The 26,087-nt window shown below is 59.3% G+C and carries 24 protein-coding genes; 20 read left to right on the top strand and 4 right to left on the bottom strand.

What is annotated here, in order from left to right; translation table 11 throughout:
- Position 1 precedes the first annotated feature (1 nt).
- The 5 genes from I6J19_RS09475 to I6J19_RS09455 all read left to right on the top strand — a co-directional run bounded on the left by I6J19_RS09475 (position 2) and on the right by I6J19_RS09455 (position 5,688).
- Positions 2-616: an ATP-binding cassette domain-containing protein gene (locus I6J19_RS09475; protein ID WP_224786641.1), complete on the top strand. Its 615-nt coding sequence runs from the start codon at positions 2-4 to the stop codon at positions 614-616.
- The gene (locus I6J19_RS09470; RefSeq protein ID WP_038628588.1) at positions 613-1,257 is read left to right on the top strand and encodes an ABC transporter ATP-binding protein; all 645 of its coding nucleotides are present in this window, start codon (positions 613-615) and stop codon (positions 1,255-1,257) included. Before I6J19_RS09475 ends, I6J19_RS09470 begins: the two co-directional genes overlap by 4 nt.
- On the top strand, positions 1,254-2,462 hold the full coding sequence (locus I6J19_RS09465) for an MFS transporter (protein WP_038628590.1): 1,209 nt from the start codon (positions 1,254-1,256) through the stop codon (positions 2,460-2,462). The genes I6J19_RS09470 and I6J19_RS09465 overlap by 4 nt, the downstream gene beginning before the upstream one ends.
- Before the next feature lie 71 nt (positions 2,463-2,533).
- Entirely contained in the window at positions 2,534-4,000 is a 1,467-nt protein-coding gene (locus I6J19_RS09460) for an ABC transporter substrate-binding protein (RefSeq protein WP_038628592.1), read from the top strand.
- The gene (locus I6J19_RS09455; protein WP_187402574.1) at positions 3,997-5,688 is read left to right on the top strand and encodes an ABC transporter permease subunit; all 1,692 of its coding nucleotides are present in this window, start codon (positions 3,997-3,999) and stop codon (positions 5,686-5,688) included. Before I6J19_RS09460 ends, I6J19_RS09455 begins: the two co-directional genes overlap by 4 nt.
- Here I6J19_RS09455 and I6J19_RS09450 read toward each other — a convergent pair.
- Positions 5,685-6,869, bottom strand: coding sequence for an MFS transporter (locus tag I6J19_RS09450; protein ID WP_038628596.1), 1,185 nt, complete (start codon positions 6,867-6,869; stop codon positions 5,685-5,687). The two genes, I6J19_RS09455 and I6J19_RS09450, sit on opposite strands and share 4 nt — an antisense overlap.
- A complete protein-coding gene (locus tag I6J19_RS09445) occupies positions 6,869-7,594 on the bottom strand; it encodes an IclR family transcriptional regulator (protein WP_038628598.1) in 726 nt (241 codons plus the stop codon). The genes I6J19_RS09450 and I6J19_RS09445 overlap by 1 nt, the downstream gene beginning before the upstream one ends.
- Positions 7,595-7,659: 65 nt before the next feature.
- On the opposite strand from I6J19_RS09445, the gene leuC reads away from it, so the two are divergent.
- The 4 genes from leuC to I6J19_RS09425 are packed head-to-tail and all read left to right on the top strand — an operon-like array spanning position 7,660 to position 13,640.
- Positions 7,660-9,087, top strand: coding sequence for a 3-isopropylmalate dehydratase large subunit (gene leuC, locus I6J19_RS09440; protein WP_038628600.1), 1,428 nt, complete (start codon positions 7,660-7,662; stop codon positions 9,085-9,087).
- Between the two features lie 52 nt (positions 9,088-9,139).
- Positions 9,140-9,730 (top strand): 3-isopropylmalate dehydratase small subunit, encoded by a 591-nt coding sequence (gene leuD / locus I6J19_RS09435; RefSeq protein WP_038628602.1) that lies wholly within the window; start codon positions 9,140-9,142, stop codon positions 9,728-9,730.
- Between the two features lie 47 nt (positions 9,731-9,777).
- Entirely contained in the window at positions 9,778-11,169 is a 1,392-nt protein-coding gene (locus I6J19_RS09430; RefSeq protein ID WP_038628604.1) for a 3' terminal RNA ribose 2'-O-methyltransferase Hen1, read from the top strand.
- Between the two features lie 2 nt (positions 11,170-11,171).
- On the top strand, positions 11,172-13,640 hold the full coding sequence (locus I6J19_RS09425; RefSeq protein ID WP_038628606.1) for a polynucleotide kinase-phosphatase: 2,469 nt from the start codon (positions 11,172-11,174) through the stop codon (positions 13,638-13,640).
- A gap of 4 nt (positions 13,641-13,644) precedes the next feature.
- On the opposite strand, the gene I6J19_RS09420 is transcribed toward I6J19_RS09425, so the two are convergent.
- A complete protein-coding gene (locus I6J19_RS09420) occupies positions 13,645-14,625 on the bottom strand; it encodes an NUDIX hydrolase (protein ID WP_187402598.1) in 981 nt (326 codons plus the stop codon).
- A 112-nt stretch (positions 14,626-14,737) separates the two neighbouring features.
- On the opposite strand from I6J19_RS09420, the gene I6J19_RS09415 reads away from it, so the two are divergent.
- Both I6J19_RS09415 and I6J19_RS09410 read left to right on the top strand, forming a co-directional pair.
- Positions 14,738-15,736: an NAD(P)H-dependent glycerol-3-phosphate dehydrogenase gene (locus I6J19_RS09415; RefSeq protein ID WP_038628610.1), complete on the top strand. Its 999-nt coding sequence runs from the start codon at positions 14,738-14,740 to the stop codon at positions 15,734-15,736.
- Between the two features lie 35 nt (positions 15,737-15,771).
- Positions 15,772-16,875: a D-alanine--D-alanine ligase family protein gene (locus I6J19_RS09410; RefSeq protein ID WP_038628611.1), complete on the top strand. Its 1,104-nt coding sequence runs from the start codon at positions 15,772-15,774 to the stop codon at positions 16,873-16,875.
- 10 nt (positions 16,876-16,885) lie between these two features.
- On the opposite strand, the gene I6J19_RS09405 is transcribed toward I6J19_RS09410, so the two are convergent.
- Positions 16,886-17,866: a DUF3515 domain-containing protein gene (locus tag I6J19_RS09405; protein ID WP_038628613.1), complete on the bottom strand. Its 981-nt coding sequence runs from the start codon at positions 17,864-17,866 to the stop codon at positions 16,886-16,888.
- A 111-nt stretch (positions 17,867-17,977) separates the two neighbouring features.
- Here I6J19_RS09405 and I6J19_RS09400 point away from each other — a divergent pair, with 111 nt between their 5' ends.
- The 9 genes from I6J19_RS09400 (at position 17,978) to I6J19_RS09360 (ending at position 26,070) form a co-directional block, all read left to right on the top strand.
- On the top strand, positions 17,978-18,934 hold the full coding sequence (locus I6J19_RS09400) for a thiamine-phosphate kinase (protein WP_038628615.1): 957 nt from the start codon (positions 17,978-17,980) through the stop codon (positions 18,932-18,934).
- A 37-nt stretch (positions 18,935-18,971) separates the two neighbouring features.
- Positions 18,972-19,637 (top strand): uracil-DNA glycosylase, encoded by a 666-nt coding sequence (locus I6J19_RS09395; RefSeq protein WP_038628617.1) that lies wholly within the window; start codon positions 18,972-18,974, stop codon positions 19,635-19,637.
- A gap of 6 nt (positions 19,638-19,643) precedes the next feature.
- Entirely contained in the window at positions 19,644-21,170 is a 1,527-nt protein-coding gene (locus I6J19_RS09390) for a DAK2 domain-containing protein (RefSeq protein WP_038628619.1), read from the top strand.
- 97 nt (positions 21,171-21,267) lie between these two features.
- Entirely contained in the window at positions 21,268-23,325 is a 2,058-nt protein-coding gene (locus I6J19_RS09385; protein WP_235191248.1) for an ATP-dependent DNA helicase RecG, read from the top strand.
- Between the two features lie 24 nt (positions 23,326-23,349).
- On the top strand, positions 23,350-23,622 hold the full coding sequence (locus tag I6J19_RS09380; protein WP_005509454.1) for an acyl-CoA carboxylase biotin carboxyl carrier protein subunit: 273 nt from the start codon (positions 23,350-23,352) through the stop codon (positions 23,620-23,622).
- The gene (gene rsmD, locus I6J19_RS09375) at positions 23,623-24,189 is read left to right on the top strand and encodes a 16S rRNA (guanine(966)-N(2))-methyltransferase RsmD (RefSeq protein ID WP_038628622.1); all 567 of its coding nucleotides are present in this window, start codon (positions 23,623-23,625) and stop codon (positions 24,187-24,189) included.
- A 45-nt stretch (positions 24,190-24,234) separates the two neighbouring features.
- The gene (gene coaD / locus I6J19_RS09370; RefSeq protein WP_038628624.1) at positions 24,235-24,708 is read left to right on the top strand and encodes a pantetheine-phosphate adenylyltransferase; all 474 of its coding nucleotides are present in this window, start codon (positions 24,235-24,237) and stop codon (positions 24,706-24,708) included.
- Positions 24,709-24,718: 10 nt separating this feature from the next.
- Complete coding sequence (locus I6J19_RS09365; protein ID WP_038628626.1) at positions 24,719-25,480, top strand: SPFH domain-containing protein; 762 nt, start codon at positions 24,719-24,721, stop codon at positions 25,478-25,480.
- 29 nt (positions 25,481-25,509) lie between these two features.
- Complete coding sequence (locus tag I6J19_RS09360) at positions 25,510-26,070, top strand: YceD family protein (protein WP_038628628.1); 561 nt, start codon at positions 25,510-25,512, stop codon at positions 26,068-26,070.
- Positions 26,071-26,087: the final 17 nt, after the last annotated feature.

Raw genomic sequence — 26,087 nt, 5'->3', positions numbered from 1 at the left:
AATGAAACTGATTGGCAAGAAGGGGAGAATGGGCGATTCCGCGATAGTGCGCTTGCATGATGTCGATGTATCAGCTGGCGATTTGAATGTACTCCACATCGACAAACTTGATGTTTTTCCAAAGGACATTATCGCGGTGATGGGACAGTCCGGATCCGGAAAGACGTCGCTACTTCGCACATTAAGCCAACAAGGTCTGCGTACCAGCTTTATTATGCAAGACACCTTGGCGTGCCTTAATCCTCTTGTGCGCTGCGATAGGCAAGTACGAATTCTTGCGCGTAATAGTGGTTTCGATGCGCTCGAAGCTTGTGGTATTTCCCGAGAACAGGCTCATCGCTATCCCATGGAGTTGTCCGGAGGTCAGCGTCAGCGTGTCGCAATTGCGGCGGCGCTGGCAATGAAACCGTCTCCTTCGCTGCTGCTTGCCGACGAACCTACCTCCTCGCTGGATCCGATTGCGACTCTAGAGGTAGTAGGCGCGTTGCGGAAGCTGCATGAGCGCACGCAAACAGCCATTGTTATTGCCACCCACGACGAGCGAGTAGCGCGAAAGATCGCTACACGAATCCTCTATTTGGAGAGTGGCACTGTGCAAGAGCGAGTCTGCGCATGATCAGTATCGATGGAGTTACTTGCAAAGGTAGGCTCCTCGATGTCACTCTCACGATTCCGCAGGGAAGTGTGGTTGGCATCATGGGGCGATCAGGGGCGGGCAAGAGTAGCCTAATCAGTCTCTTGACAGGTCAGTTGTGTCCTGACAGTGGCACGGTCACTATGGCACAGGGGCCAATTGGCTATATTCCGCAGAATCCAGATACCACGTTATTGCCACATCGACCGGTAATCGACAGCATTTGTGAGTTTGCAACTGGAGATGTTCGAGCGATGTTGGAATCTCTGGGACTCAATCCGGAATTTGCGTATCGACGACCCCATGAGCTCTCTGGTGGTCAGCGACAGCGAATGGCAATTGCGCGTGCGCTCATTGGTAAACCTGAACTTATCATTGCCGATGAGGCTTTTTCTGCTCTGGACAGGGATACCGCTGCCATGTTGGAAGAGGTGCTCCTCAGCACTGAGGCGACGGTACTGCTGGTATCTCATGACATAAGCAGCTTGTTGCGATTGTGTAATCACATAATTGTCATGTCAGCAGGAGAAGCGGTCTTTAGCGGCCCGGTTGGAGAGCTCCATAAGACCGATATTCCTGAAGTTGTTGAGCTTCTGTCGGCTGCAGAGGAGCTAGCGTCGTGAAGCAGTTGCCCAAAAAGATTCAAGCACTGTTGATTACGCAGCTGCTTTTCAACATCGGTTTTTACCTCGTTGTCCCGTTCATTGCCGTCGAGCTCTCGAATAATTTGGGTGCCAGCGGTGTCGTGGTTGGTCTGGTGCTCGGTGTACGAACCTTTAGCCAACAGGGAATGTTCTTCCTCGGCGGCGGTCTTGCCGATCGTTTCGGGGCAATCAAGGTGTTGCTCGTTGGAGTTGCGCTTCGCGTTGTAGGTTTCCTGGTAACTGGACTGGCAACCTCTGTGCCAATGGTGTTTCTTGGCGTTGTCCTCATTGGCTTTGCGGCAGCACTGTTCTCGCCTGCAGTTGAGTCCTTGCTGGCCGGTGGGGGTGCCGAACTCGAGAAACAAGGAGTGTGTACACGGGCACAACTCTTTGCGCTTGACGAAAGCTATTCCCGTTTGGGCTCACTCACCGGCCCCGTGATTGGTGCGCTGCTGATCCCGATCGGTTTTTCAGCTGTCTCCTTTGCCGGCGCAGCCATCTTTGCCGGCATCTTTGTCATGCATCTGCTGTTAGCACGGAGATGGGAAGGTGTACATTCAGCTGGTGGCAGTATGACCGCTGCGTGGGGGCGAATCCTTCGCAATCGAGCGTTCATTGTGTTTGCGGTGTTCTACTCGACTTATTTGCTCGCCTATAACCAGCAGTATTTGGCTCTTCCGGTAGAACTGCGTCGCGCCACAGGCAGCGATGAATACCTGAGCTGGTTCTTTGTCATCTCAGCGGTATTTGTTATCGGGCTGCAAACCACCGTGACTAAGTGGGCCGAGAAATTGCCATTAGGGGTTGCTATCGGTGGCGGTTTTGGCCTGATGGCGTTTGCCTTCGCCATCATTGCGGTCTGCGCACCTATCCGCATGGAGGGATGGTGGGCCTTCGCGCCGGCAGTGACAATGCTGCTAGTGATGCATCTCGGAATGATGATTGCAGTTCCGATAGCCAAAGACCTCGTCGGAAAACTAACCGGGAATAGGGACCTCGGTTCTGCATACGGTTTTCTCAACAGCTTCGGTGGACTCGCCGTTTTAATGGGGTCGATTGTGGTTGGCGCCACCCTGGATTGGGCCGAGACCCCACAGTTGTTGGCAGCAGCGCCGTGGGCAATCATGACCGTTTTATTGCTGATATCAGCCGTGGGGTTAATCAAGCTGAGACAGCAGCACTAGACAGCAGCACTAGACAACATCAAACAACTATTCAAAATCCACCTAGACACTTGCGAAAGAGAAGTAGCCTTATGAATCGAAAAATTGGCCTAATTCTGGCCACTGCGGCTTTGCCGTTCGCGTTGACCTCCTGCTTTGCGCAGGGCAGCGGTGATGCGGATGCGCTGCGCGTAGCCCTGCAATTCGAACCGGTTGCAGAGTTCTCGCCATACTCCGATGACGCAGTCCTGTCGACCCGCGCAGGTGCCACGGAAATGCTTGTGGCGATTGATGACGAGGGCACCGTTAAGCCCGAACTGGCAGAGAAGTGGGAAGTGAAAGATGCTCGCACCGTTGTATTCACTCTGCCGGATGGATTGACTTTTCACGATGGAGCGCCAGTCGATGCACAGGCCGTAGCTAATTCGCTTACACATGCCATTGATGCGCCGACGAGGCCAAAGGGACTCGGCAAGGACCGACTTCAGGCTACCGCGACGGGAGACCGAGAGGTTACCGTCACTTCGGATAAAGATGATCCAATTCTGGTGAAGCGCTTTGCCGACCCGGGAACTATGGTTCTCTCACCCGCAGCATTTGAAGGGGACGCGCCTGATCCCTTTGGGCATGGTACAGGTCCGTTTGAGCTCGAGACGAAGAATCCAGACGGTACCGTATCCGCACGTGCATTCGCCGACTACCGGAATGGTAAGCCGGAAACTGAGACTCTGACATTGTCTTTCATTGGGGATTCCACAGCTCGTACGAATGCACTGCGCGCAGATGAACAAGACCTGGTGAAGGGGTTGCCAATCTCATCGCTTGGCGGCCTCGATGACGTCGACGTGTCCAAGGTGGATTTACCTCGTGTCAATCTCCTGCATTTTAATACCGAAAAAGGCGTGTTTGCCGACGCCGCACTGCGTAAGGAAGTAGCCGCTGCAATCGATCCCGAACCGGTGGTTAGGGACATTTTTGAAGCTCAAGCGGTGAATCCGAAGGGGGCGATTTTCAATCGTTCAGCCCCGTGGGCGGCAACAACTCCTGAGACCACTGTCAAGCCGGGGCCGGATGGCAAGGGGAAGGAAATCCGCTTGGCTACGTGGGATTCCCGCGCGGAGCTGCCCGAGGTTGCCAATCTCGTCGCAGATCAGCTGCGCAAGATGGGATTCACAGTCGACATCACGGTAGCCGACTACAACTCTTTGGAAGCCGACATGCTCGAGGGGAACTTTGATGTCATCATCGGCTCCCGTAATTACATGCTCGGTGCGGCTGATCCAATCAGCTTCCTACAATCCGACTTCACCTGTGAGAGCTCTTATAACCTCTCGCAGCTGTGTAACCAGACCATAGATGCCGATATTGAGAAGGCCGCTGAGCTTGGCAACGATGAGGAGCGCCTGTCGGCAGCAGCTCGAATCGGCGCGGAAATTGTTGCTGATGGTGCAGTAGTTCCGCTGTCTCATGAAAAATCACTAATCGGTGCGAAGAATGTTCGTGGTATCGCACTCGATCCGATGGAGCGCCACCTGATCACAGAGAAGACGGCTAAGTGATTCGGAAAGCTTTCGCGGTAGTTGCCTCAGTTGTGGGACTTCTCGTCCTCACGGCCCTGTTGCCGTGGTTGACAGGACGGGAACCCGCATACGCCGTTCTGCGTGCCCGTGAGCGGGAACGGGAGATAACACCGGAGCTTATTGAGGCTGTTCGCAGAGAATATGGCCTGCCGACAACGCCTTGGGAGTCACTCCAGCAGTGGACGACAAATATTCTTCACGGTGATTTTGGCACCTCGTGGGTAACCGGACAAGATGCTTTCGCTCAGGCCGTGAACGGCTTCGGTATTACGTTCGCATTGACTGCGACTTCCATGGCGTTGTGCGTCTTCGTTGCGCTGGCGCTCGTACTTCCGCGGATTGCGGGGATGCGAGCCGGGAAATGGACACCTAGCGTGCTAGCGGTTCTCGCCGCACTGCCAAGCTTTGTGGTGGCGGTCTTGCTGTTGTGGTGGTTGGCTGTTGAACTGCGGATGTTTCCGGTAAGCGGTTGGGCATCACCTGCGCATATGGTGCTGCCAGTGCTGGCAATTGGCCTGCCCGCCGCGGGACTCTATGGGCGCGTGCTGCTGATTTCAGCTGATACTGCGTTGGCAGAGCCCTGGGTAGAATCTTGGCGCACCAATGGCGTTCCAAAATCAACAATTATTCGATTTGTCACTTGGCGTAGCCTGCTGCCGACACTGTCACAGTTGACGCTGTTCTTTGCGGGCACGTTATCAGCCACCGCAGCAATTGAGGTCACCTTTCATTTGCCGGGCTTTGGGCGCAACGTAGTTGCGGCTGCTACTGCGGGCGATATTCCTGTTCTGCAAGCTGCGGTGACTGTGGTGTTGGGAATCGGCATAATCTGTGGATTCGTGGCTCAGGCAATACGGGGACAGTATGCGCGGAAGCTGCGAGGAAGCATCGCCACTGTTGGCCGGCCTACAGGAGGTCGACGTTTCTGGAGTCTCATCCTGTCGATTATTCCTATCGTGCTAATTGCGCTGGGAGTCCCCCGCAGCGCGGATATCGACTCTGCGCAACGCTTCTTTTCACCGTCCTGGCAACACCCACTGGGGACCGATCAACTTGGTCGTGACATTTGGGCGCGGCTTGCCGACGGCATCGGCGCCACTATCGGAACTGCAATCCTGGTGACCGTAGTGTGCGCACTCATCGCCCTTGTGATTGGGCATCTAGGGGCGCCAGTGCAGTTCTTCGGAGACGCCATGAATGCGGTACCCGCAATATTGCTGGGCCTTATTCTGGCTGGTGTGTTGGGCCGCTCGATGCTGACAGCTGCGATAGCGGTGTTCTTGGTCGGGTGGATTCCACTTGCTGTACATTGCGTCGAAGTTGCTAACGAAGCCGCTGCATCCGGGCACTACCGATTTGCGCAAACCATGGGAGCCAGCCGTTGGCACCTTTTGAAGCTGCATGTTCTTCCCACGACCATTCCAGCAGTAGTTCGCCATGCCGTGACCAGGATTGCCCATAATGCTATAGCCCTTGCAGCACTCGGCTTCCTCGGCGTAGGCGCAGGTGTAGGCAGTCCAGATTGGGGCGTAATCCTCAACGAATCCACACAATATCTCGAGCGGGCGCCGTGGCTAGCGTGGGGGCCGATGATTGGACTAGCCAGCCTCGGTGTTGCCGCAACCATTGCTACCGACCGATTCGTCGGCAAGCGACAGACTAATTAGCCCAGCTCTACCCGCCCGTTGCGGTTCTGGTCTTCTCGTGGCGCAATACCCAGCGCGGCGGCGGGGAACAGGGCCGTGACGGCAAACAGCGCGGGGAAGCCCGCAGCGGCCACAATCGCACCCGAAACCGGAGGCGTTGCAGCGTAGATAATGTTCTGGAACGTGTTCTGCGTACCCATAGCGCGTCCGGACCAGAAGGGACCTGCGTATTCAGCAACTGCGGTGAAAGCAAGACCATTCGGGCTGACCACAGCAACGGCCAGTGCGCAGACCAGCAAAGTTCCAAGCGTGCGCCAATCAGCCCAGCTGGTAATCATCATTGCGACAGCCAAAACAAAGGTCGCACCCGAGACCCAGCGGTAGGGGCGGATGCGGGATCGCACTCGGTCGGAGACCACACCCATCAATGCTCGCGATCCGGCACCGAGCAGCTGCGAGACCATCACAATTGTGCCCGCCGTGCCATCGGCATAACCCACGGACAACAGCCACACGAGAATGTAGGCGCCCATCATCGACTGCGGCCAGGACAGCAGTGCCGAGGCGATGTGGATGCGCACGAGGTACTTGCCGTCCCGGTAGGGGCTGGCCGTGACGGTGGGGTTCGAGGCATCAGGGCGTGGGGGATTCTTCACGCCTATCAGTACAAGCAACGCCAGCACGGTGCACAGGATTGCGGGCATCGCGAGTGCGACTCCGATGCTGTAATTCTGTGCGAGCGGGTGCAGGGTGACTGCGGACAACGCCGCTCCGAGGGGCTGAGCCATTTGGCGAATGCCCATCGCAGTGCCGCGCTGATGCGGTGGGTACCAGCCCGACACCACGCGGCCGGATGCTGAGTTCACGCTCGCCGCCGCACATCCGGCGAGGAAGAGTGTGGCCCCGAGCAGGGCCGGGCTTGACGACGAAGCTAGCGCCGCAAGCCCCGTCGTTAAGGCAGTAGAGGTCAGGCCGGCGAACAGAGCTGCGCGTTCGCCATAGCGGTCGACAAACCAGCCCCAGGCGATGAGCGTGAAGACAATACCGGCCGCCGGCATTGCTGCGACGAGGCCGGCGGCGGAGAGGCTTAAGCCGTTTTCCTGTAGGGATGGGATGAGAAAAGGCACACCCATGTGAACGACGGACGAACCGACCGCCGCGAACATGGACAGAAGAAGGACAAGGTGACGGTAAGCGGGCATTACAGTCGGGAGCTCATCTCTTCAGCGGCGCCGAGAACCTTTGCGCCCCAGCATTCGTAGGGCGACGGAGTCATGCGCTCCACGGGGCCGGAGACGGATAGGACTGCAATCATGCGCTGGTTGCTGTCGAAAACCGGGGCGGAGACGGAGGCAAGTGCGGGGTCGCGCTCACCCATGGACTCGGACCAGCCGAGACGTCGGCAGTCGTCGAGGTCCTGTTGGTTGAAGTCGGCGTCGGGAAGCATTCTCTCAGCGAGGTTGGCCGGGCCAAAGGCCAGGAGAACACGTGCGGCGGAGCCGGCGGTTAGCGGCATGCGAGAGCCAACTGGCACGGTGTTACGCAGCCCGGTGGCGGGCTCCATGGAGGCAATACAGGTGCGGGTGTCGCCGGTGAGCCGGTAGAGCTGCACTGACTCGCCGGTGACCTCTACCAGCTTCGGCAGGATGTGCGCTGCGGCGTCGGCAAGCAGGTCAGTGGTGACAGGCGTGATCTCGGTGAGCCCGGGGCCCGTCGTCCAGCGGCCGTCCGGCGTGCGGGTGACAAGGCGGTGCACTTCCAACGCCGTGGCCAGCCGATGGGCGGTTGCGCGGGGCAGCCCGGTGTCCTCGCAGAGCTCGGCGAGGGTGCGAGGAGTTTCTGCAACGGACTTGAGAATGAGTACCGAACGATCGAGAACTTTAATGCCACTTAGAGCTGGCGTCTCGGATGTGCTAATCTGTCCCATGCCATGATATTAACATCTCATACTTTGAGATAAAAGCGATATATCCGGAAGGCGGCTCACCCACTATGCGCACCACGGACACTAGCCCGAAGACTCTGGCCGAGAAAGTCTGGCGTGACCACGTTGTCAAGCAAGGCGAAAACGGCGAACCAGATCTGATTTATATCGATCTGCACCTCGTCCACGAGGTTACCTCGCCGCAGGCTTTTGATGGCCTCCGTCTGGCAGGGCGCAAGGTGCGCCGCCCGGATCTGACCATCGCAACCGAGGACCACAACGTTCCGACGACTGTAGCCGGTGGCCAGATTGATTTAATTGAGGAACCGACCTCTCGCACCCAGATTGCCACATTGCGCAAGAATGCCGAAGAGTTCGGAATCCGCCTGCATCCGATGGGCGACCGTGAACAGGGCATCGTGCACGTTGTCGGTCCGCAGCTGGGCCTGACTCAACCGGGCACCACCGTTGTCTGTGGTGACTCCCACACTGCAACGCACGGTGCTTTCGGCGCGATGGCCTTTGGTATCGGTACTTCCGAAGTTGAGCACGTTCTGGCTACCCAGACCCTGCCACTGAAGCCTTTTAAGACCATGGCGGTCAATGTCACCGGCGAGCTGCAGGATGGTGTTACCGCCAAGGACCTGATTCTGGCGATTATCGCCAAGATTGGTACCGGTGGTGGCCAGGGCCATGTTATCGAGTACCGTGGCGAGGCCATCGAGAAGCTGTCGATGGAAGCCCGCATGACCATCTGCAACATGTCCATCGAGGCCGGTGCCCGCGCCGGCATGATCGCTCCAGACGAAACCACCTTCGAGTACCTGAAGGGCCGCCCGCACGCGCCGCAGGGCGAGCAGTGGGACGAGGCGGTCGAGTACTGGAAGTCCCTGGTTACCGACGAGGATGCAGAGTTCGACAAGGTCGTCGAAATCGACGGTTCCGCGCTGACTCCATTCGTTACCTGGGGTACCAACCCGGGCCAGGGCGTGCCGCTGGGGGAGACCGTGCCGGATCCGGAGTTCATCGCCGAGGACTCCGACCGCATCGCCGCCGAGCGCGCACTAGAGTACATGGATCTGAAGCCGGGCACCCCGATGCGCGATGTCAAGGTCAACGTGGTCTTCGTAGGTTCCTGCACCAACGGCCGCATCGAGGACATGCGCGCCGTCGCCGACGTGCTGAAGGACCGCAAGGTTGCCGACGGCGTCCAGATGCTCATCGTGCCGGGCTCCGCAAAGGTCCGCGCGCAGGCTGAGGAAGAGGGACTGGGCAAGATCTTCGAAGAGGCAGGCGCTGAATGGCGTATGCCAGGCTGTTCCATGTGCCTTGGCATGAACCCGGACCAGCTGACCCCGGGCCAGCGTTGCGCTTCGACCTCCAACCGCAACTTCGAAGGTCGCCAAGGTAAGGGTGGTCGTACCCACCTGGTCAGCCCGGCTGTCGCCGCAGCTACCGCCGTCGCCGGTCACTTCGCAGCGCCGGCTGATCTCTAACCGCCGATCTTTGTACAACAGCCCCAAGCAGAACTTCTAAGGACCTTTCACCATGGAAAAGTTTGATACTCACACCGGCGTCGGCGTTCCCCTGCAGCGATCCAACGTCGACACCGACCAGATCATCCCGGCCGTCTACCTAAAGCGCGTCACCCGCACCGGATTTGAGGATGGCTTGTTCAGCAACTGGCGCAACAACGAATCCGACTTCGTGCTCAACCGCCCGGAATATGCCAAGGGCTCCATCCTCGTAGCAGGGCCGGACTTCGGTACCGGTTCCTCCCGTGAGCACGCCGTGTGGGCGCTGATGGACTACGGCTTCCGCGTCGTCATCTCATCCCGCTTCGCCGATATCTTCCGCGGTAATGCCGGCAAGGCGGGCCTGCTCGCCGCACAGATGCAGCAGTCTGATGTCGAGCTGCTGTGGAAGTTGCTCGAGGCCAACCCGGGCATGGAGCTCACCGTCAACCTGGAGACCCGCACCGTCGAGGCCGGCGAGCAGGTCTTCCCATTCGAGGTCGATGACTACACTCGCTGGCGTCTGATGGAAGGGCTTGACGACGTCTCCCTGACCCTGCGCAACGAAGCGGACATTGTGGCCTACGAGAAGAGTCGTCCGGCCCACAAGCCGAAGACGATGTAGGTCAAAAATGCTCTAGTCCAATCCGCGGTAGGCGTTAAACTTGCCGTATGTATCTGGCAATCACTAAACACTCTCGGCTAGGTGAATCTTCGCCTGGTGAATCGGCACGCGATTTGGGATTTATTTTGCGAAAGCATCCCGATCGCGTGCATGAGGCCGAGTTAAAGTTCGGTGTTGCCCGCGTCTTTTTCCCCACTGCAACCGATGCCGAATGCACGGCAGCCCTCTGGGTTGATATTGACCGCGATGAGTTGCTGAAACTCAAGCAGTACCGTGCCGATACGTTCAATCTGACCGGCTACATTAATGATCGGCAGTGGGCTGCGTCATCGCTTTTGACTGTGGCGTTGAAGTCGGTCTTCTCCACGGCGATGGTCATGGAAAAGACTTCGCCTTACGACGAAACCCCAAGCGATCTCACCGCGACAGTCGCGGCGGTACCCGGCACCGAGGAAGAAATCCGTGCTTTGTTTGAGCCATTGGGGTGGAAGGTCACCTGCGATTTCTTCAACAACATTGCCGGGCAGAAGTTCTCACCGACGGTGACCCTCACAGGTCGAGCAACCGTTCGTGATTTGCTCAATCACCTGTATATTCTGCTTCCCGTCCTCGACGGTGGGAAACACTATTGGGTTGATGACCGGGAAATCGACAAGCTGGCCGCGCGCGCCCAGGACTGGCTGCCGGAGCACCCGCAGCGGGAGAAAATCCTAAAGCGCTACCTTGCCGATCAAAAAGGCCTGGTCAACGAAGCCGTCGTGAAGCTTGCCGGGGAAGCTGGTGCAATCGAACTGGCCAGCGGTGACCAGACAGCCAAGCCGCTCAATCGACAGCGTCAAGACCGAGTCCTGCGTGAGGTATTTAGACTGCGCCCGCGCAGCGTGGTGGACATCGGCTGTGGTTCCGGCGTGTTGCTCGGGCCGTTGCTGGAGAATCCGCGAATCGCGCAGATCGTTGGCACTGATGTCTCTGTAGGGGAGCTTCGTAAGGCGCACAAGGCGCTGAACCTAGATCGCATGCCGGAGCGCCAAGCTGCGCGGGTAGAGCTTTTCCAATCCTCGGTCACCTATGCCGACGAGCGCATTGCGAACATGGACGTGGCAATCCTGATGGAGGTCATTGAGCATGTTGATGCCGATCGGCTGCCCGCGCTGGAGAACAACGTTTTCGGGCTTGCCAGGCCGCAGTATGTCATCGTCACGACGCCGAACAGTGACTACAACGCGTGCTATCCAAACCTAGCGCCCGGACAGTTCCGACACCTTGATCACCGCTTCGAGTTCAGCCGCGTGGAATTTCGCCAGTGGGCGAAGGGCGTGGCCGAGAAGTTCGGTTATCTGGTGGACTTTGACGGTATTGGGGACGTGCACGAAACTTACGGCCAACCGACCCAAATGGCGGTCTTTTCCTTCGACTTCACCGCAGCAGAGGAGAGCTAATTATGAGTACCATCTCGCTTCCTAACCTCAGCTTGGTCATGCTGGTCGGTGTCTCTGGCGCCGGAAAGTCGACTTTTGCGGCACGACACTTCGGCCCATTTGAAGTCGTATCCTCGGATACCTGTCGCGGCATTGTTTCCAACGATCCGAATAACCAGGCGGCGACGGCGCCTGCTTTTGAACTGCTGGAGACAATCGTCGGCACGCGCCTGGAAGCCGGATTGCTTACTGTTGTTGATGCGACGAATGTGAAACCGCAGGACCGTGCCCGGTTGGTGAAGCTGGCGCGCAGCCACCATGCTCTGAGTGCTGCCATCGTTTTGAACCTTCCGTTAGCGGAGCTGAAGGAGCGGCACAGCCAGCGCGCTGACCGCAACTTCGGAGTCGAGGTGTTGGAGCGCCAGCACCGCGATCTGCGCCGAGGGCTCAAACACCTCAAGCGCGAGAAGATTCACAATGTTTTCATCTTGAATTCCGCGGCGGAAATCGACAACGTCACCATTGAACGTGTGCCGCTGAAGGTCGACCGCAGCGATCTCCACGGTCCGTTCGACATCATCGGCGATGTTCACGGCTGCTACGACGAGTTGACCGCACTGCTGGCAAAGCTCGGCTATCAGCTGTCGGCAGATGGCGGCAATGCTCATCACCCAGATGGCCGTACGGCCATTTTCGTTGGTGACCTTGTTGACCGCGGTCCCAACAGTCCAGCTGTCTTGAAGTTGGTCATGGGGATGGTCGTGGCCGGCAACGCTCTCTGCGTGCCCGGAAACCACGACTCTAAGTTGGTGCGCGCCCTCGACGGCCACAACGTCACCACTGGTCACGGGCTGGCCGAGACGCTCACTCAGCTCGCCGATGAAAGCGAGGAGTTCCGGAAAGACGTCCGCGACTTCATCGACCACCTGCCGGTGCACTTTGTGCTTGACGACGGCGCCCTGGTTGTAGCCCACGCGGGACTGCCTGAGCACCTCCATGGCAGGGCCTCCGGAAAGGTCCGTGAGTTCGCGCTCTACGGTGCCACTACTGGCAAGATCGACGAAAATGGCCTGCCAGAACGACTGGATTGGGCAGCGGACTACCGCGGTTCCGCTCGTGTCGTCTATGGCCACATGGAAGCAGACTGGCTGCGCTGGGTCAATAACACCATGTGCATCGACACCGGTTGTGTCTTCGGCGGCAAGCTCTCTGCGCTGCGCTATCCCGAACTAGAGACCGTGCAGGTCGATGCAAAGCAGACCTGGTGGGAGGCTCCATCGCGCAAGACCACCAACCGCCCGGAGTCCGAGCTGCGCATCACTGACGTGCTAGATGTCGATGGTATCCAGACTGGTCGGCATGGCCGCATTCGCATTGATAGTGACCGCGCAGCTGCAGCGCTGGAAACTATCAGCCGTTTCACGCTCGCACCGGAGAAAATTCCGTACCTGCCACCGACCATGTCACCGGCGCCGACCTCGCAGCGAGAGGGATTCCTGGAACACCCGGAGGAGGCATTCCGCTACTACGCAGCGCACACTGACCAGGTCATGTGCCAGGAAAAGCACATGGGTTCCCGAGCTGTGCTGTGCCTGATCCAGCCAGGGGCGAAGACTCGTTTCGGTGCTAACTCGTACGCCTACACCCGGACGGGGCGTGCCTTCTTCGATGACGCGTCCCCGGCACTTGATGCCATGACCAAGGCCGCAGAGCGCGCCGGGCTTTTCGACCAATTCGGCGACTGGGTCCTGCTCGACGGCGAAATGCTGCCCTGGAATCTTAAGGCCCAAGGGCTTATCGACGACATCTATGCACCCACCGCTGCCGCTGGTATCGGTGCTGCCAGACAGCTCGCGGCCGCTCTGCAGGCGGCAACCGACAGGGGAGTAGAGGTCGGTGGTCCTGCGCCAGAGCAGATTCTGGACGAGCTCGAGAAGTTCCGTGCTGCCTACAACCGGTATGTCGACAGTGACAAGAAGATTCAGTTCGCACCTTTCCAAGTGCTGGCAAGTGAGGATGCCACCTGGCACCACAAGCCCCACTCATGGCACTTGGATATCGCGAACCAGCTAGTAGCAGCTGACAGTGAGATCTACCGGCTGACGCGCTGCTTCGTCCTTGACCCCAGTGACCCGGAACAGGTGGAGGCCGCATCGCAGTGGTGGTTGCAGCTGACAGAGTCGGGCGGGGAAGGGGCCGTCGTCAAGCCGATGGAAAACGCCGCAGTGGACCGGCAGGTACAGCCCGGCATGAAGGTGCGGGGACGGAAGTATCTGCGCATGATTTATGGGCATGACTACCTGCACCCGCAGCGTCAAGAGCGGTTGAAGCGGCGAAATCTGCAGCACAAGCAGTCATCGGCGCTACGCGAATATGCCCTCGGCATCGAGTCGCTGGAGCGACTAGCGGCGGGCGAGCCTCTGCATCGGATCCATGTTCCTGTCTTCGGCGTGTTGGCGCTGGAGTCAGAACCGATGGATCCGAGGTTGTAGGGGGTTACTTCACCGGCAGCGCCGAGGCGTAGTAATCAGCCGTGGTCATCACACCGTCGTTGAAGCCGAGTACCCAGGCCGAGCCCTTCTTGCACGGGATTTCCTCGTCGAAGGGCAGGGTGCCCTCGGCGGACCAAGCGGCCAACAGGTCAGGGATGGTGATGCCCTGAGAGCAGACCACGCTGACTCCGCCTAGCGCGACAATGTCCTCGAAGGCCTTCTTGGACTCGACCTGGTTGGCAATCCAGTGTTCGTCGCCAAGCCGTTCGTCGACTGTGACCTGCATGCCCAGCTCTGCGGCGAGTGGCGCGACGGTGTCCTGGCAACGCACGGGCTCGGCGGAGTAGACGCGCTCGGGGCGGAAACCCTCCAGCGCAGAGACGAGCAGTTCCGCTTGACGACGTCCCTTCTTATCCAGCGGCCGCAGTGCATCATTGCCGTTCCAGTTGGTGCGGCGGTGCGCACGCCCATGGCGAACCAGAATGAGACGGGTGTCCGGTTCCTTGTTCATGCGCTTGCGGGCCTTGACCAGCACGTCGCGGTCGAGATCGTAGGACAGCAGCTCCTCGGCTTCGTCCCAGGAGACCCAGCGAAGCTCATTGACCTCGGAGTTCTGCTCGAAGTCGCCGTCGAGCACCTCAGCGGTCCAGTACCAGACCAACTTCGTGCGTCCAGCGACAGGGTAGGAGACGTTGCCGACCAGCTTGCCCAACCGGACTCGGTAGCCTGTTTCTTCCCAGATCTCGCGGACAGCGGTGGCAATCAGGTTCTCACCGGCGTCGAGCTTTCCCTTCGGCAGCGACCAGTCGTCGTAAGAAGGACGGTGAATTACGCAGATTTCAGGGTTGTGGACATCGCCTCGCCACAGAACCGCGCCGGCCGCAAAGGTCGGCTTGGTGACATCCTGACCTGGCTTCGTCGGAATCTGGCGCAGGCGACCGGTCACGGAGGTATCGCCCTTGAGGTCCTTGTCCTCTTCGTGCATCATCGTGAATTCCCTTTCAATCCTTTGTCGCCGACCTAGTTTAGTATCGCAGTGTGAGAACGTCTCGCTAGACTTGTTGGAGATTAGAGACTAACGGAGGAAGGTCGCGGCGATGGTGCAGGTTTCAGTGATGGGCGCGGGGTCGTGGGGCACGACGCTCGCCAAGGTTTTTGCTGATGCGGGCAATCCTGTACGGCTGTGGTCGCGACGTGCAGAGCAGGCACAGCGTATTCAGATCAGCCGCGAAAACCACGACTACCTACCTGGGCTGGGACTGCCGCGAAACATTGAAGCCACCTCGGATGCAGAGGCCGCGCTGAAGGGCGCGGATGTGGTGGTGCTGGGCGTGCCCTCGCAGACCCTGCGTGACAATCTCAAGGTCTGGAAGGACTTCATCGGACCGGAGACGATTCTGCTCAGCCTGGCGAAGGGCGTGGAGCGTGAGACACATCTGCGCATGAGTGAGGTCATCGCTGAGGTCACAGACCTGCCAGCAGAGCGTATTGCGGTGCTATCGGGCCCGAACCTCGCCCGCGAAGTTGCGATGGAGCAGCCAGCGGCAACGGTCATTGCTTGCGCTGATGAGAACAACGCCAAGATGATTCAGGCGGCAGTCGCCACTAATTACTTCCGTCCCTACACCAACACCGATGTGATCGGCTGCGAAATCGGCGGTGCCTGCAAGAACGTCATTGCGTTGGCCTGCGGTATGGCCTCTGGGCAGGGCTTGGGTGAGAACACGTTGGCAACCATCATCACCCGTGGTCTGGCGGAAATCACACGTTTGGGCGACGCGGTTGGCGCAGAGGATAAGACCTTCGCGGGTCTAGCCGGTCTCGGCGACTTGGTGGCCACCTGTTCCTCACCACTGTCGCGTAACCGCACCTTCGGTGACCGTCTCGGTCGCGGTGACACGATGGAGCAGGCGCAGCACGCTACGCGTGGTCAGGTGGCTGAGGGTGTGATTTCTTCAATCTCGGTCCGTGACCTCGCTCGCCGCAATGGCGTGGAAATGCCAATTACTGAGGCCGTTTACGCTGTCTGCCACGAAGGCGCGAAGGTCGATGAGACAATTCGTAAGCTGATGGGGCGCAGCCGCAAGTCGGAATAACCAATAATGCAGGGGCGGGGCTAAACTTAGTCACCATGACTTCGTCGAATAGCTCGTCTGCAGATCGCATTTCCGTCGCCGTTATCTACGGCGGCGCAAGCCCTGAACACAGTGTCTCCTGTGTCTCAGCTGGCGCAATTATGGATCACCTGGATGAGAACCGCTTCCGAGTGGTTCCCATTGGTATTACCAAGGATGGTGTCTGGACCGTCGGCACGCGTGAGACGGACACGCTGCGCACGCAGGGGCGTACGATGCCGGAGGTCATCCCAGGCGAGGAAGTTGCGCTGAGCACCTCGCCGTCACGCCGCGGTGAGTTCCGCTATGTCACCGGTGATCGCGCCGGCGAGGTTTTCGACACTGTCGACGTCATCTTCCCTGTTCTCCACGGTCCGCACGGCGAGGATGGCACAATCCAGGGGCTCTTTGAGCTTTCCGGCATTGCTTACGTCGGCCCGGGCGTGCTCGCTTCCGCGGCGGGTATGGATAAGGAACGCACGAAGAATCTCCTGCAGGCAGCGGGGCTTCCTATCGGCAAGCAGGTCGTTTTGCACGTTGGCGAGTCGCTTTCCGACGAGGACAAGGAGACCCTTGGCCTGCCGGTGTTCGTCAAACCTGCCCGTGGCGGATCGTCGATTGGTATCTCCCGCGTCGATGATTGGGCGAATCTGGATGCGGCGGTAGAGCTGGCCCGAGAGCATGACTGGAAGGTCATCGTAGAGGCCGGTGTAGACGGTGCCGAGGTGGAGATTGGCGTGTTGCAGCGCGCTGACGGCAGCCTGCAGGTATCGGTTCCGTCCTTGCTGCGTGGCACGGAGGACTCCGACGAGGGCTTCTACGGTTTTGAGACCAAGTACTTGGATGACATCGTTTCGGCGCAGATTCCGGCTGAGCTGCCAGAGGATGTTTTGAAGGCGCTGGAGAAGGATGCTCGTCGGGCGTTCAGGGCACTGGGCTCTGATGGTCTGACTCGCGTGGACTTCTTTGTCACGGATAATGGCCCGATTATCAATGAGGTCAACACCATGCCGGGTTTCACCCCGATTTCGATGTACCCGCAGATGTTTGCGGCCTCAGGTGTTGCCTACGAGGAGCTGCTCAGCGCCCTGATTGAGCGGGCGCTGGTAGCTCGTCGATAAAAGCTGGTTCTTACTTCTCTTCGCTCGGCGAGATGTTCTCCAGGTTGTCAGCGATGACCGAGGAGAGCACCGGCATCAGAGAGCTGGCCTCCGACATTGGCATTTCAACGGCGACGAAGCGTTCACGCCCCATGGCGTACCAGGTGGCGGAGGTACCGGAGGACAGCGTTGGTTCGTTGAACCAGACAATGTCACCAACCTGTGTTAGCTGCTGCGTGGTGGTGCTGTAGCCAGCCGGCTCGTCGACACCACAGCGCAGCACCACCGGATCGGCTGGGGTACCGCCCCAAATGACCATGTCCTTCGGCATGTCAGCCGGCATTTCCGCTGCGCTCAGACGGTGACGGTTGCCGAGATCGCGGGGGAGGGCAGCTTCCAAGCCGCTACAGCGCTTATCAGCTTCCGGAGCTGCCAATTCTGCCAGCGGGACACCGCCGCGCTCCGGTTTGTTCTTGTACTCGGAATCCGGGAGCAGCGCCTCGGCGAGATCACGCAGTGCGTCGTCCGCCTTTGCATTTCCTTCGGCGGTAATCGCAACCACTGGCTCACGGCCGACGGTGAACCAAGTCGCCAAAGATTCGTCGGTACTGTCGACAACGCGCAGCCACGAAATGCCCTTGACCTCTTCGGTCTTGGCCAGTTCGTTGTACTGGTTAGGTACGTTCGCGCCACAGCGCAGCGTGATGCGGTCTTGTTCCAAGTTTCGGTACACAGCGGCACCTTCTGGAGCCGGCTCTGCAATTTCGGCGCGAACCAGACCTGCGGCGCGTTCTGGCAGTCGGTCGAGCAGTTCCGCACACTCAGGCGAGTCATTGGCGGGGAGCTCCGGGTTGGAAATCGCGACTGGTTTCGCCGCCTGACTATCCTGGTAAATCTTTGCGGCAAAAATGATGCCGAGGATAGAGATAATGGCGATAGCGAGTGCGATGCCCGCGCGTGTCCGGCTACCCTTGGACTGAACTGTTTCTCCCGATCGGGGTGCGTCTACCATGGGCCTGATTCTACGTTGTCCGGTACCAACTCCAATTGGTTGGGGGCAATGCCGAGACGGGTTCCGTTATTAACGGTTAACCATCGACTATTAGGAATGTGACTCGACACTGTGACTGAATTGACCATTGGCGATATTGGCGAGTTTGGGGTCATTGAGGCTATTCGGGCTATCGCCCCGTCGGCACGCAATGGCGACGATGCCGCCGTCTTGACGCAGACAACCCCCAACGCCCGCTTTGTCACCTCCACTGACATGCTGGTGGAAGGGCGCCACTTCCGCCTGGACTGGTCGACACCTCAGCAAGTTGGAGCTAAGGCCGCGGTACAGAATTTCGCCGACATCGAATCGATGGGTGCACGTCCAACGGCAATGCTTTTCGCCATCTCAGCACCGTTGCATACTCCGGTGAGCGTGGTCACCGGTATCGCCGAGGGGTTGTGGCAGGAAGGCAAGCAATGTCCCGCGGAGCTCGTCGGTGGTGACATGGTCAGCGGAGATTCTCTGGTGATTTCCATCACTGCGATGGGCGAACTCGGTGGGCTGGGGCGGCCGCTGCTGCGCTCAGCGGCACGCGCGGGGGATACGGTGATTGCGTCGGGGCGCATCGGCTACTCTGCAGCGGGCCTTGCGCTGCTGCAGCACTGCGGAAGCCCGGCAAAGGTTCCAAGTGAGTTTGCGCAGCTGGTGGCAGCACACTGTACGCCCGAATTTGAATACCGCAGGGGGGCCACGGCGCGAGCCACAGGAGTGCGTTCACTGACGGACAATTCCGATGGACTGGTGGTGGATCTCCGCGCTATTGCGCAGGCCTCCAGGGTTACTTTGGAAGTTGACAGCAGTGCGATTGCGCCCGATGAGTTGCAGATTGCCGCTGGCGAATACCTCGCCGTCGATCCATGGGAGTGGGTGCTCACCGGCGGGGAGGACCACACACTGATTGGTTCGACACCGGGGGAGCCTCCGACGGGATTCCGCGCTATCGGCACGGTGTCGAAGGAAAAGTTCGATTCGGTGCTTATCGACGGCAAACCCCCTGCCCGCGATGCCGGTTGGGTTTCCTTTTAAGAGTTCGACGAGGTTTTGAGAAGAAAGGCTGCATGACATGGATCCGTTGCCGGTCGAAGAAGGGTGGCAGAAAGCGCTGGAGCCAGTGGCCGATGATATCCACCGGATGGGGCAGTTCCTGCGCGAGGAAAACGCGGCCGGCTACGGCTACCTGCCCGCGGGCACCGATGTGCTGCGCGCCTTCACTTACCCATTCGATGAGGTCAAGGTGCTCATCATCGGCCAGGACCCGTATCCGACCCCGGGGCACGCGATGGGGCTCAGCTTCTCGGTCCAACCGGATGTGAAGCCGGTACCGCGGTCGTTGGCGAATATTTTTAAGGAGTACTCCTCCGACCTGGGGCTCCCGACTCCCTCCAACGGTGACCTCACTCCGTGGAGTAGGCAGGGCGTAGCTCTGTTCAACCGTGTGCTGACCGTGCGCCCGGGTGCTGCTGCCTCGCACCGTGGTAAGGGCTGGGAGGCAATCACGGAGCATGCCATCAAAGCATTGGTCGCTCGGGACAAGCCTCTCGTGGCAATTCTGTGGGGACGCGATGCGCAGAGTTTGCAGCGTTGGCTCCCGGGCGTGGACTGCATCTGTTCGCCGCACCCGTCACCGCTGTCGGCATCCCGTGGGTTCTTCGGGTCGCGCCCGTTCAGCCGGGCCAATGAGTCGCTGATTCGTCAGGGAGCTACCCCTATCGACTGGACGCTAGAATAGGAATTCATGTCTTCGCAGATTGGTTCTGCCGCGATTGTCGGCTGGGTTGCCCGGGGTATTGATGCGCTTCAATCCCGCCGCGATGAGATCAACAGTCTCAATGTCTTCCCAGTACCGGATTCCGATACCGGGTCGAATATGCTCGCGACGTTGAGTTCGGCGTATGAGGAAGCGCAAAAGGCAGACGCTTCCGATGTTCGCGCAGTCACCGCGGCGCTGGCTGCCGGTGCGGTGCGTGGTGCCCGCGGTAATTCGGGCACTGTGCTCTCGCAGGTTTTTCGTGCGGTGGCTGAGGCAGCTTCCGGTAGCGGCATTGGTGTTGAGTCGGTGCAGCACTCGCTAAAGCTAGCTGTACAACATGTCTCCCAGGCGATTGCCAATCCGGTGGAGGGCACGATTCTGACAGTCCTGCGTCACGCCGCGATTGTCGCGGAGGAATTTGAGGGCGACTCAATTGAGGAGCTCGCCGACACGATTGCAGATGCCGCTCGCGATGCGCTGGCGAAAACCCCCAGCCAGCTCCCGGCACTGCAGCAGGCGGGTGTGGTCGACGCCGGCGGCGTGGGGTTGGTTATTCTGCTCGACGCGCTTGCCGACGAAGTCAGCGGCCGCGCAGCCGCACCGGTTGATTTACATGTCGACGCGCCGCACGTAGCCACCGTTGAGATGGAGGTCATGTACCTGATTTCCTTGGCGGATACCCAGGCGGTGGAGACACTGCGAGAGCGGTTAAACCCGCTGGGAAACTCGCTCATCATCGCAGGTGACGCTGGTAATGCGGAGACCGCACAGTACATGGTGCATATCCACACAGTGGAGCCGGGCGCAGTTATCGAAGCGGCACTTGACTTCGGTCGTCCGGAGGGCATCCGCATCGAGGTGCTCGATGAACCGGAGACAACACCTGAGTCCACTCGCATCCTCATTGCGGTAGTGCCGGACGGTCCGCTGAAAGATCTCATCACTTCCTCTGGAGCGATTGCTATCAGCCCGACCCCCGCTCCGACTCCCACATCCACTCCAACAGATCGCGCAGCCATCGCCGACCAGGAGTTCGCTGAAAATGTGGTCACCAAGGCACTGACTGCCATGCGGGGTGCGGATGAGGTAATCCTGCTGCCAAATGGTCTAGTCAGCGACCAGGAATTGGCGGATATCGAATTCGCTGCTGCCGCGGCTAATCCGACACTCGCGGTAGTTTCTACAGACTCCATTCCGGCTGGCCTCGCGGCCTTGGCCGTGCATTCGGCTGAGCTGCCGCTGGAGGTTGCCGCGTACGCGATGGGCGAGGCTGCCAATGGCACGCGAACGGCTGTAATCGCTGCGGACGTCGATAAGCCTTTGACTGACGCGCTCACAGAGATCGTCTCAGACCTGTTGGCTGGCGGCGGGGAACTAGTGACTCTGCTGCTCGGGCGCGGAGCTGAGGACGTGGACATAGAGCAAGTGCGGGCGCGGCTGGACAAGCCTGTGGAGGTCGTAGCCTATGATGCAACTGGCATCGATGAGCCGGTGCAGATAGGAATCGAGTAGCACGATGCTCGGATGGCTCGGCTCGGATTATGCGCGCACGCCCCTGAATATCGTGGTGGGTCCAAAGATTGCGAAGAAACTTCACACAGGTTTCGGTATGGAGACCGTCTCGGATGCACTGACGAATTTCCCAAAGCGCTACGTGGCGCAGGGTAAGAGCTTAGATGTGTCATTTTCCGACATTGGCGACACCATCACCACAGTCGTGGAGGTGCACAGCATCTCGCCAGCGCCCGCCTTCGCCGACCGACGCAAGCCACTGAAAATCTATGTCAGCGACGGCGTGCGCATTCTTCCGGCCGCGATTTTTGGTGCCGAATGGCTGCGCAATATGCTGCACCCCGGTGTGCGTCTGCTCATTGTTGGCACACTCAGCGAGTTCCGCAATGAGCTGCAGCTGAAAAATGTTGACTGCATGGTGCTCAAAGCCGATGGTTCGGTAGGCGCAGCCACTGGCAAGCTGGCCACACTGACGAAAACGGCCAAGGGGATTGCGGAGATGCAGCGGCTTCTCACTCGCCCTTACCTGCCCATTTACCGTGGCCGCAAAGGAGTAGCGGGTATTCACCTGGCTCTGTTCATGCAGCGCATCCTCGAATGGTTACCGCTGCAGCCAGACCCGTTGCCCGCCACACCGGAGGGACTTACCGATTTCGACTCCGCACTGCGTGGCGCACACTTTCCCTCCATCGCGGGCCCCGACATTGCGCTCACCCGGCTGAAGTATGACGAAGCGCTTGAGCTCCAACTCGCCGTTGGTGCACGTAAACGCACTCAAGAGAGCCTCACCGCTCCGGCCTGCACGGAGGTCACCGGAGGGCTTCGCGACGAGCTACGCCGAGGACTGCCGTTTTCGCTTACCGACGGTCAGGTCGCGGTCGCGGCCGATATTGCGCACGACATGTCGCAGACCAGCCCTATGAACCGCCTGCTGGCAGGTGAAGTCGGCTCGGGTAAGACCGTGGTGGCCCTGCTGGGAATGCTGCAGGCAGTCGATGCCAGCCGACAGTGCGCGATGCTGGCGCCGACGGAAGTCCTGGCCCAACAGCACTACCGATCGCTGACAGCGATGCTGGAGCAAGCCGGAGTAGCAGTGACTGTGCGACTGCTGACGGGTTCGATGTCGACGAAGGAGCGCCGGGCAACCCTGTTGGAGGCAGTCAACGGGGAGGCGGACATTGTCGTCGGCACGCATGCCCTGCTCAGTGAGGGCGTGGAGTTCTTCGATCTCGGGTTGGTGGTCGTCGATGAGCAGCACCGCTTTGGTGTGCGCCAGCGCGATCAATTGCGCAGCAGGGGACGGGGCGGAATGACACCGCATCTGTTGGTGATGTCGGCAACCCCGATTCCGCGCACGGTAGCGATGACCATTTTTGGCGACCTTGCAGTTTCGCAGTTGACGGAATTGCCACGGGGACGTCAGGAGATCCAATCCTTTGTCGTACCGACGCTGGAGAAACCCCGCTGGGAGGCACGAACCTGGGAGCGCATTGGGGAAGAAGTGTCCAAGGGCAACCGCGCCTTCATTGTCTGTCCTCGTATTACCCGCGATGAGGAACAGTTCCTCGACGAGTCTGTGGAAGCGGTGTTCGACCGAGCGAGGAAGAAACTGCCCGGTGTACGTATCAGTCAGTTGCACGGCAATATGGCACCGGAGGACAAAGACCGCGTGATGCAGGCTTTTGCCGGAGGTCAGCTGGATGTGCTGGTGTCCACCACAGTTATCGAAGTCGGCGTGGATGTACCAGAGGCCACGATCATGATGATTCGCCGCGCCGAGAGCTACGGTATCTCGCAGATTCACCAGCTGCGCGGTCGCGTCGGCCGCGGTGACCGGGGTGGACTGTGTTTCCTGTGTACACACACGCATTCTCAGACACCGGAGCGTACCCGGTTGGAACGCATTGCCACCACCACCGATGGTATTCAACTGGCGGAGTTAGACCTGGCCACGCGTAGTTTTGGTGATCTACTCGGTGATGACCAATCGGGACTGGCAACTGGCCTCGGTCTGGTGGACCTCACCACCGACGGCGAGATCATCGAGCGCACCCGGCACGACGCCACGGCTCTCCTCGACAGCGATGAGAGACTTGTGGGGGAGCTCATCTCCGATATTGATGAAGAGCAGTCGAACTACTTGGACCGCTCCTAGTTAGACCTAAGTAGACTGTTGGGCATGGTAAATGTCTGTGCACCTTTTGCAGGAGTAGTCCGCTGGGAGGTCGCCGAGAAAGACTCGGTGACGACTGGCCAGGTCATTGCGGTCGTGGAGGCCGTCAAGCTAGAAGCGCCGGTTTTAGCGCCCTGCCCGGGTACGGTCGCGGAGGTGGCGGCAGATCAATTTGTGGATGTCGAAGGTGGTCAGCTGCTGGCACGAATCACGCCAGCAACTCACAGCACGATGGCACAGAACAACGGCAACGAGAACACATCGCACGAAGGGAAGTAGATGACCCGCATTATTGCAGGTGAGGCGCGCGGTCGCAGACTAGTCGCACCCAAGGGAGAGACCACTCGGCCAACCAGTGACCGCGCGAAAGAAGCCATCTTTTCATCCTGGTCCACACGCTTTGGGTTAGAGGGAACTCGCGTTCTCGACTTGTTCGCGGGCTCAGGTGCGCTCGGTTTGGAAGCGGCTTCCCGTGGCGCGCGTTCCGTCGTATTGGTGGAAAACGATCCGAACGCCATTGCCGCCATTGAAAAGAACATTCGCACCGTGGGGCATCCCGATGTGGCCGTGTCTCCGATGAAAGTGTCATCGTACCTTGCGGGCGCGCCGGGCGAGCCTTTTGACCGCGTCATCGCTGATCCTCCCTACGAGCTGGCGGGGGAGGCCGTTACAGAGATGTTGGAGGCTCTGCGCAGCTTCCTCGCGCCGGGCGCGGTAGTGACTGTGGAGCGTCACCGCGATGACGACGAGACGCAGTGGCCGGAGGGCTATGAGCAGCTCCAGCAGAAGCTGAAGCGCCGCATTCATGGATTGGCGCGCTTCGACACCGCTATCCACAACGCTTAACGTTCTTCTTTACGCTTTACGACGGCCAAAGGTGGTTTGACCTCTATGACTCACGCATGCTGCCCCGGTTCCTACGATCCCATGACCTGTGGTCACCTCGATGTGATTGAGCGTGCCGCGCGCCAATTCGGTCAGTTGACCGTGTTGGTTACCCACAACCCGAATAAGCAGGGCATGTTCAACGTCGAAGAGCGCATGGACCTCATTCGGCAGTGCACGCAGCACCTGGACAATGTGCGGGTGGACTCCTGGTCGAAGCTGTTGGTGGACTACACCTCCGCGCAGGGGATTACCTGCCTGGTCAAGGGACTGCGCTCGGCAGCAGACTACGAGTATGAGGCTCCTATGGCACAGATGAATCGGCGCATGACTGGCATTGAAACTCTCTTTGTGGAGGCTGATCCGAAGTACGGTCACGTGTCGTCGACACTGATGAAGGAAGTTGTTCGGTACGGCGGTTCGGTGGAAGGCCTAGTTCCTGAGCCTGTCTTGCACGCCCTGCAGCTCAGACTGAAGTAGCATGTAAGTCATGTTTCGCGTCTTCGAATCTCTTGATGAACTGGTCCAGATCCTAGAAGAGGCACACGGCGTGCCACTGTCGGCCAATTGTATGGTCCCGCGCCAGCGTGTTCTCGAGTTGCTCGATGAACTGAGGGATGCTTTCCCGGCTGAGCTCGATGACGCGCAGGATGTCTTGGACCAGCGGGATGAGATTATCAACGATGCTGAAGCCCGGGCGAACAACACCATTTCGTCTGCGGATGAAGAAGCCCATCGTATTGTCGACGAGGCAGAGGCCCGCGCTAACCACACCGTTGAGAATGCCAATGCTCACGCGGCTGGCACCGTTGCGGCCGCTGAGGACGACGCTCGTCGTCTCCGCGAGGATGCTCAGCACGAGTACGACAACATTGTGGATCGTGCTTCTGCCGAGTCCGATCGCCTGATTCACGCTGGTAACGAATCCTACGAGCGTTCCGTTGCGGAAGGCCGTGAGGAGCAGGCTCGCCTGGTCGCTGAGTCGACGGTCGTCCGCGAGGCCAACGACGAAGCGAATCGTCTGCTGTCCGACGCACACGCGGATTCCTCTCGCCTCCGCGAAGAGTGTGACCGTTACGTTGACTCCAAGCTCGCCGAGTTTGAGCAGACCCTCCAGGAGACCCTGCGCAATGTCGGTCGCAATCGCTCTGTACTGCGTTCAGGGGCCGGTGCCGTCGGCGGTGGTGCAGGGGCGCAGAACGCGCCGTCTTCCTTCTCCGAGGGGCAGGAACGCCGCCGGTACGAGCGTTAGCGCATCTTCGGGGTAGACTGAGGTCTATCATGACTGACTCATCCCCATTTGTTCTGGACGTTTCGACATGTCTGCAGGGCGGCATGCCCGAGCAGTTCCGCAAGGTAGGCGATAGCCCAGTCCGCGTTGGTGTCGAGATGATTGGCATCGCCGCTGGCGAGGAGGTTGTCGTTGACGGCATTGTCACGAACCTCGGCAGTGGTGTCATGGTTGACGCGACTGTGACTGCCAAGGCCACCGGCGAGTGCGTGCGCTGCCTAGCCCCGCTGAATCCGGAGCTCAGCTTCCATATTTCGGCTGTCTTTTCCAACAACGAGGACTTCATCACAGGCGACGATGCCGAGGAAGAAGACGTTGAGGACGAAGTTGGTCAGATCGTCGACAATACGGTGGATATCACTCAAGCCGTCATCGATGAGGCGGGCTTGAATCTGCCCTTCAATCCGACCTGTCTGGATTTCGATTCCAGCTGTGCTGAGTCGGACTCGGAAGTGCCGGAACCAGACGGCATCTCGGGTGAAGAGGAGCGTATTGATCCGCGTTGGGCTGGCCTGGCGGAAAAGTTTGGCTCGCTCGGGGACGATAAGTAATCGACGACGACTTAGAC

This window comes from Corynebacterium amycolatum (assembly GCF_016889425.1).
Taxonomy (GTDB): Bacteria; Actinomycetota; Actinomycetes; order Mycobacteriales; family Mycobacteriaceae; genus Corynebacterium; species Corynebacterium amycolatum.
The sequence above is the reverse complement of the archived record's forward strand: the minus strand, read 5'-3'. Positions and strand labels throughout refer to the sequence as shown.

Bases quoted from the DNA above. Each gene is read 5' to 3' on its own strand.
- I6J19_RS09475 (WP_224786641.1), top strand. From the start codon at position 2: ATGAAACTGATTGGCAAGAAGGGGAGAATGGGCGATTCCGCGATAGTG.
- I6J19_RS09460 (WP_038628592.1), top strand. From the start codon at position 2,534: ATGAATCGAAAAATTGGCCTAATTCTGGCCACTGCGGCTTTGCCGTTC.
- I6J19_RS09380 (WP_005509454.1), top strand. From the start codon at position 23,350: ATGGTAAATGTCTGTGCACCTTTTGCAGGAGTAGTCCGCTGGGAGGTC.
- I6J19_RS09365 (WP_038628626.1), top strand. From the start codon at position 24,719: ATGTTTCGCGTCTTCGAATCTCTTGATGAACTGGTCCAGATCCTAGAA.
- I6J19_RS09385 (WP_235191248.1), top strand. From the start codon at position 21,268: ATGGAGACCGTCTCGGATGCACTGACGAATTTCCCAAAGCGCTACGTG.
- rsmD (WP_038628622.1), top strand. From the start codon at position 23,623: ATGACCCGCATTATTGCAGGTGAGGCGCGCGGTCGCAGACTAGTCGCA.
- leuD (WP_038628602.1), top strand. From the start codon at position 9,140: ATGGAAAAGTTTGATACTCACACCGGCGTCGGCGTTCCCCTGCAGCGA.
- I6J19_RS09415 (WP_038628610.1), top strand. From the start codon at position 14,738: ATGGTGCAGGTTTCAGTGATGGGCGCGGGGTCGTGGGGCACGACGCTC.
- I6J19_RS09360 (WP_038628628.1), top strand. From the start codon at position 25,510: ATGACTGACTCATCCCCATTTGTTCTGGACGTTTCGACATGTCTGCAG.
- I6J19_RS09450 (WP_038628596.1), bottom strand. From the start codon at position 6,869: ATGCCCGCTTACCGTCACCTTGTCCTTCTTCTGTCCATGTTCGCGGCG.
- coaD (WP_038628624.1), top strand. From the start codon at position 24,235: ATGACTCACGCATGCTGCCCCGGTTCCTACGATCCCATGACCTGTGGT.
- I6J19_RS09420 (WP_187402598.1), bottom strand. From the start codon at position 14,625: ATGCACGAAGAGGACAAGGACCTCAAGGGCGATACCTCCGTGACCGGT.
- I6J19_RS09430 (WP_038628604.1), top strand. From the start codon at position 9,778: ATGTATCTGGCAATCACTAAACACTCTCGGCTAGGTGAATCTTCGCCT.
- leuC (WP_038628600.1), top strand. From the start codon at position 7,660: ATGCGCACCACGGACACTAGCCCGAAGACTCTGGCCGAGAAAGTCTGG.
- I6J19_RS09445 (WP_038628598.1), bottom strand. From the start codon at position 7,594: ATGGGACAGATTAGCACATCCGAGACGCCAGCTCTAAGTGGCATTAAA.
- I6J19_RS09395 (WP_038628617.1), top strand. From the start codon at position 18,972: ATGGATCCGTTGCCGGTCGAAGAAGGGTGGCAGAAAGCGCTGGAGCCA.
- I6J19_RS09405 (WP_038628613.1), bottom strand. From the start codon at position 17,866: ATGGTAGACGCACCCCGATCGGGAGAAACAGTTCAGTCCAAGGGTAGC.
- I6J19_RS09425 (WP_038628606.1), top strand. From the start codon at position 11,172: ATGAGTACCATCTCGCTTCCTAACCTCAGCTTGGTCATGCTGGTCGGT.
- I6J19_RS09410 (WP_038628611.1), top strand. From the start codon at position 15,772: ATGACTTCGTCGAATAGCTCGTCTGCAGATCGCATTTCCGTCGCCGTT.
- I6J19_RS09470 (WP_038628588.1), top strand. From the start codon at position 613: ATGATCAGTATCGATGGAGTTACTTGCAAAGGTAGGCTCCTCGATGTC.
- I6J19_RS09390 (WP_038628619.1), top strand. From the start codon at position 19,644: ATGTCTTCGCAGATTGGTTCTGCCGCGATTGTCGGCTGGGTTGCCCGG.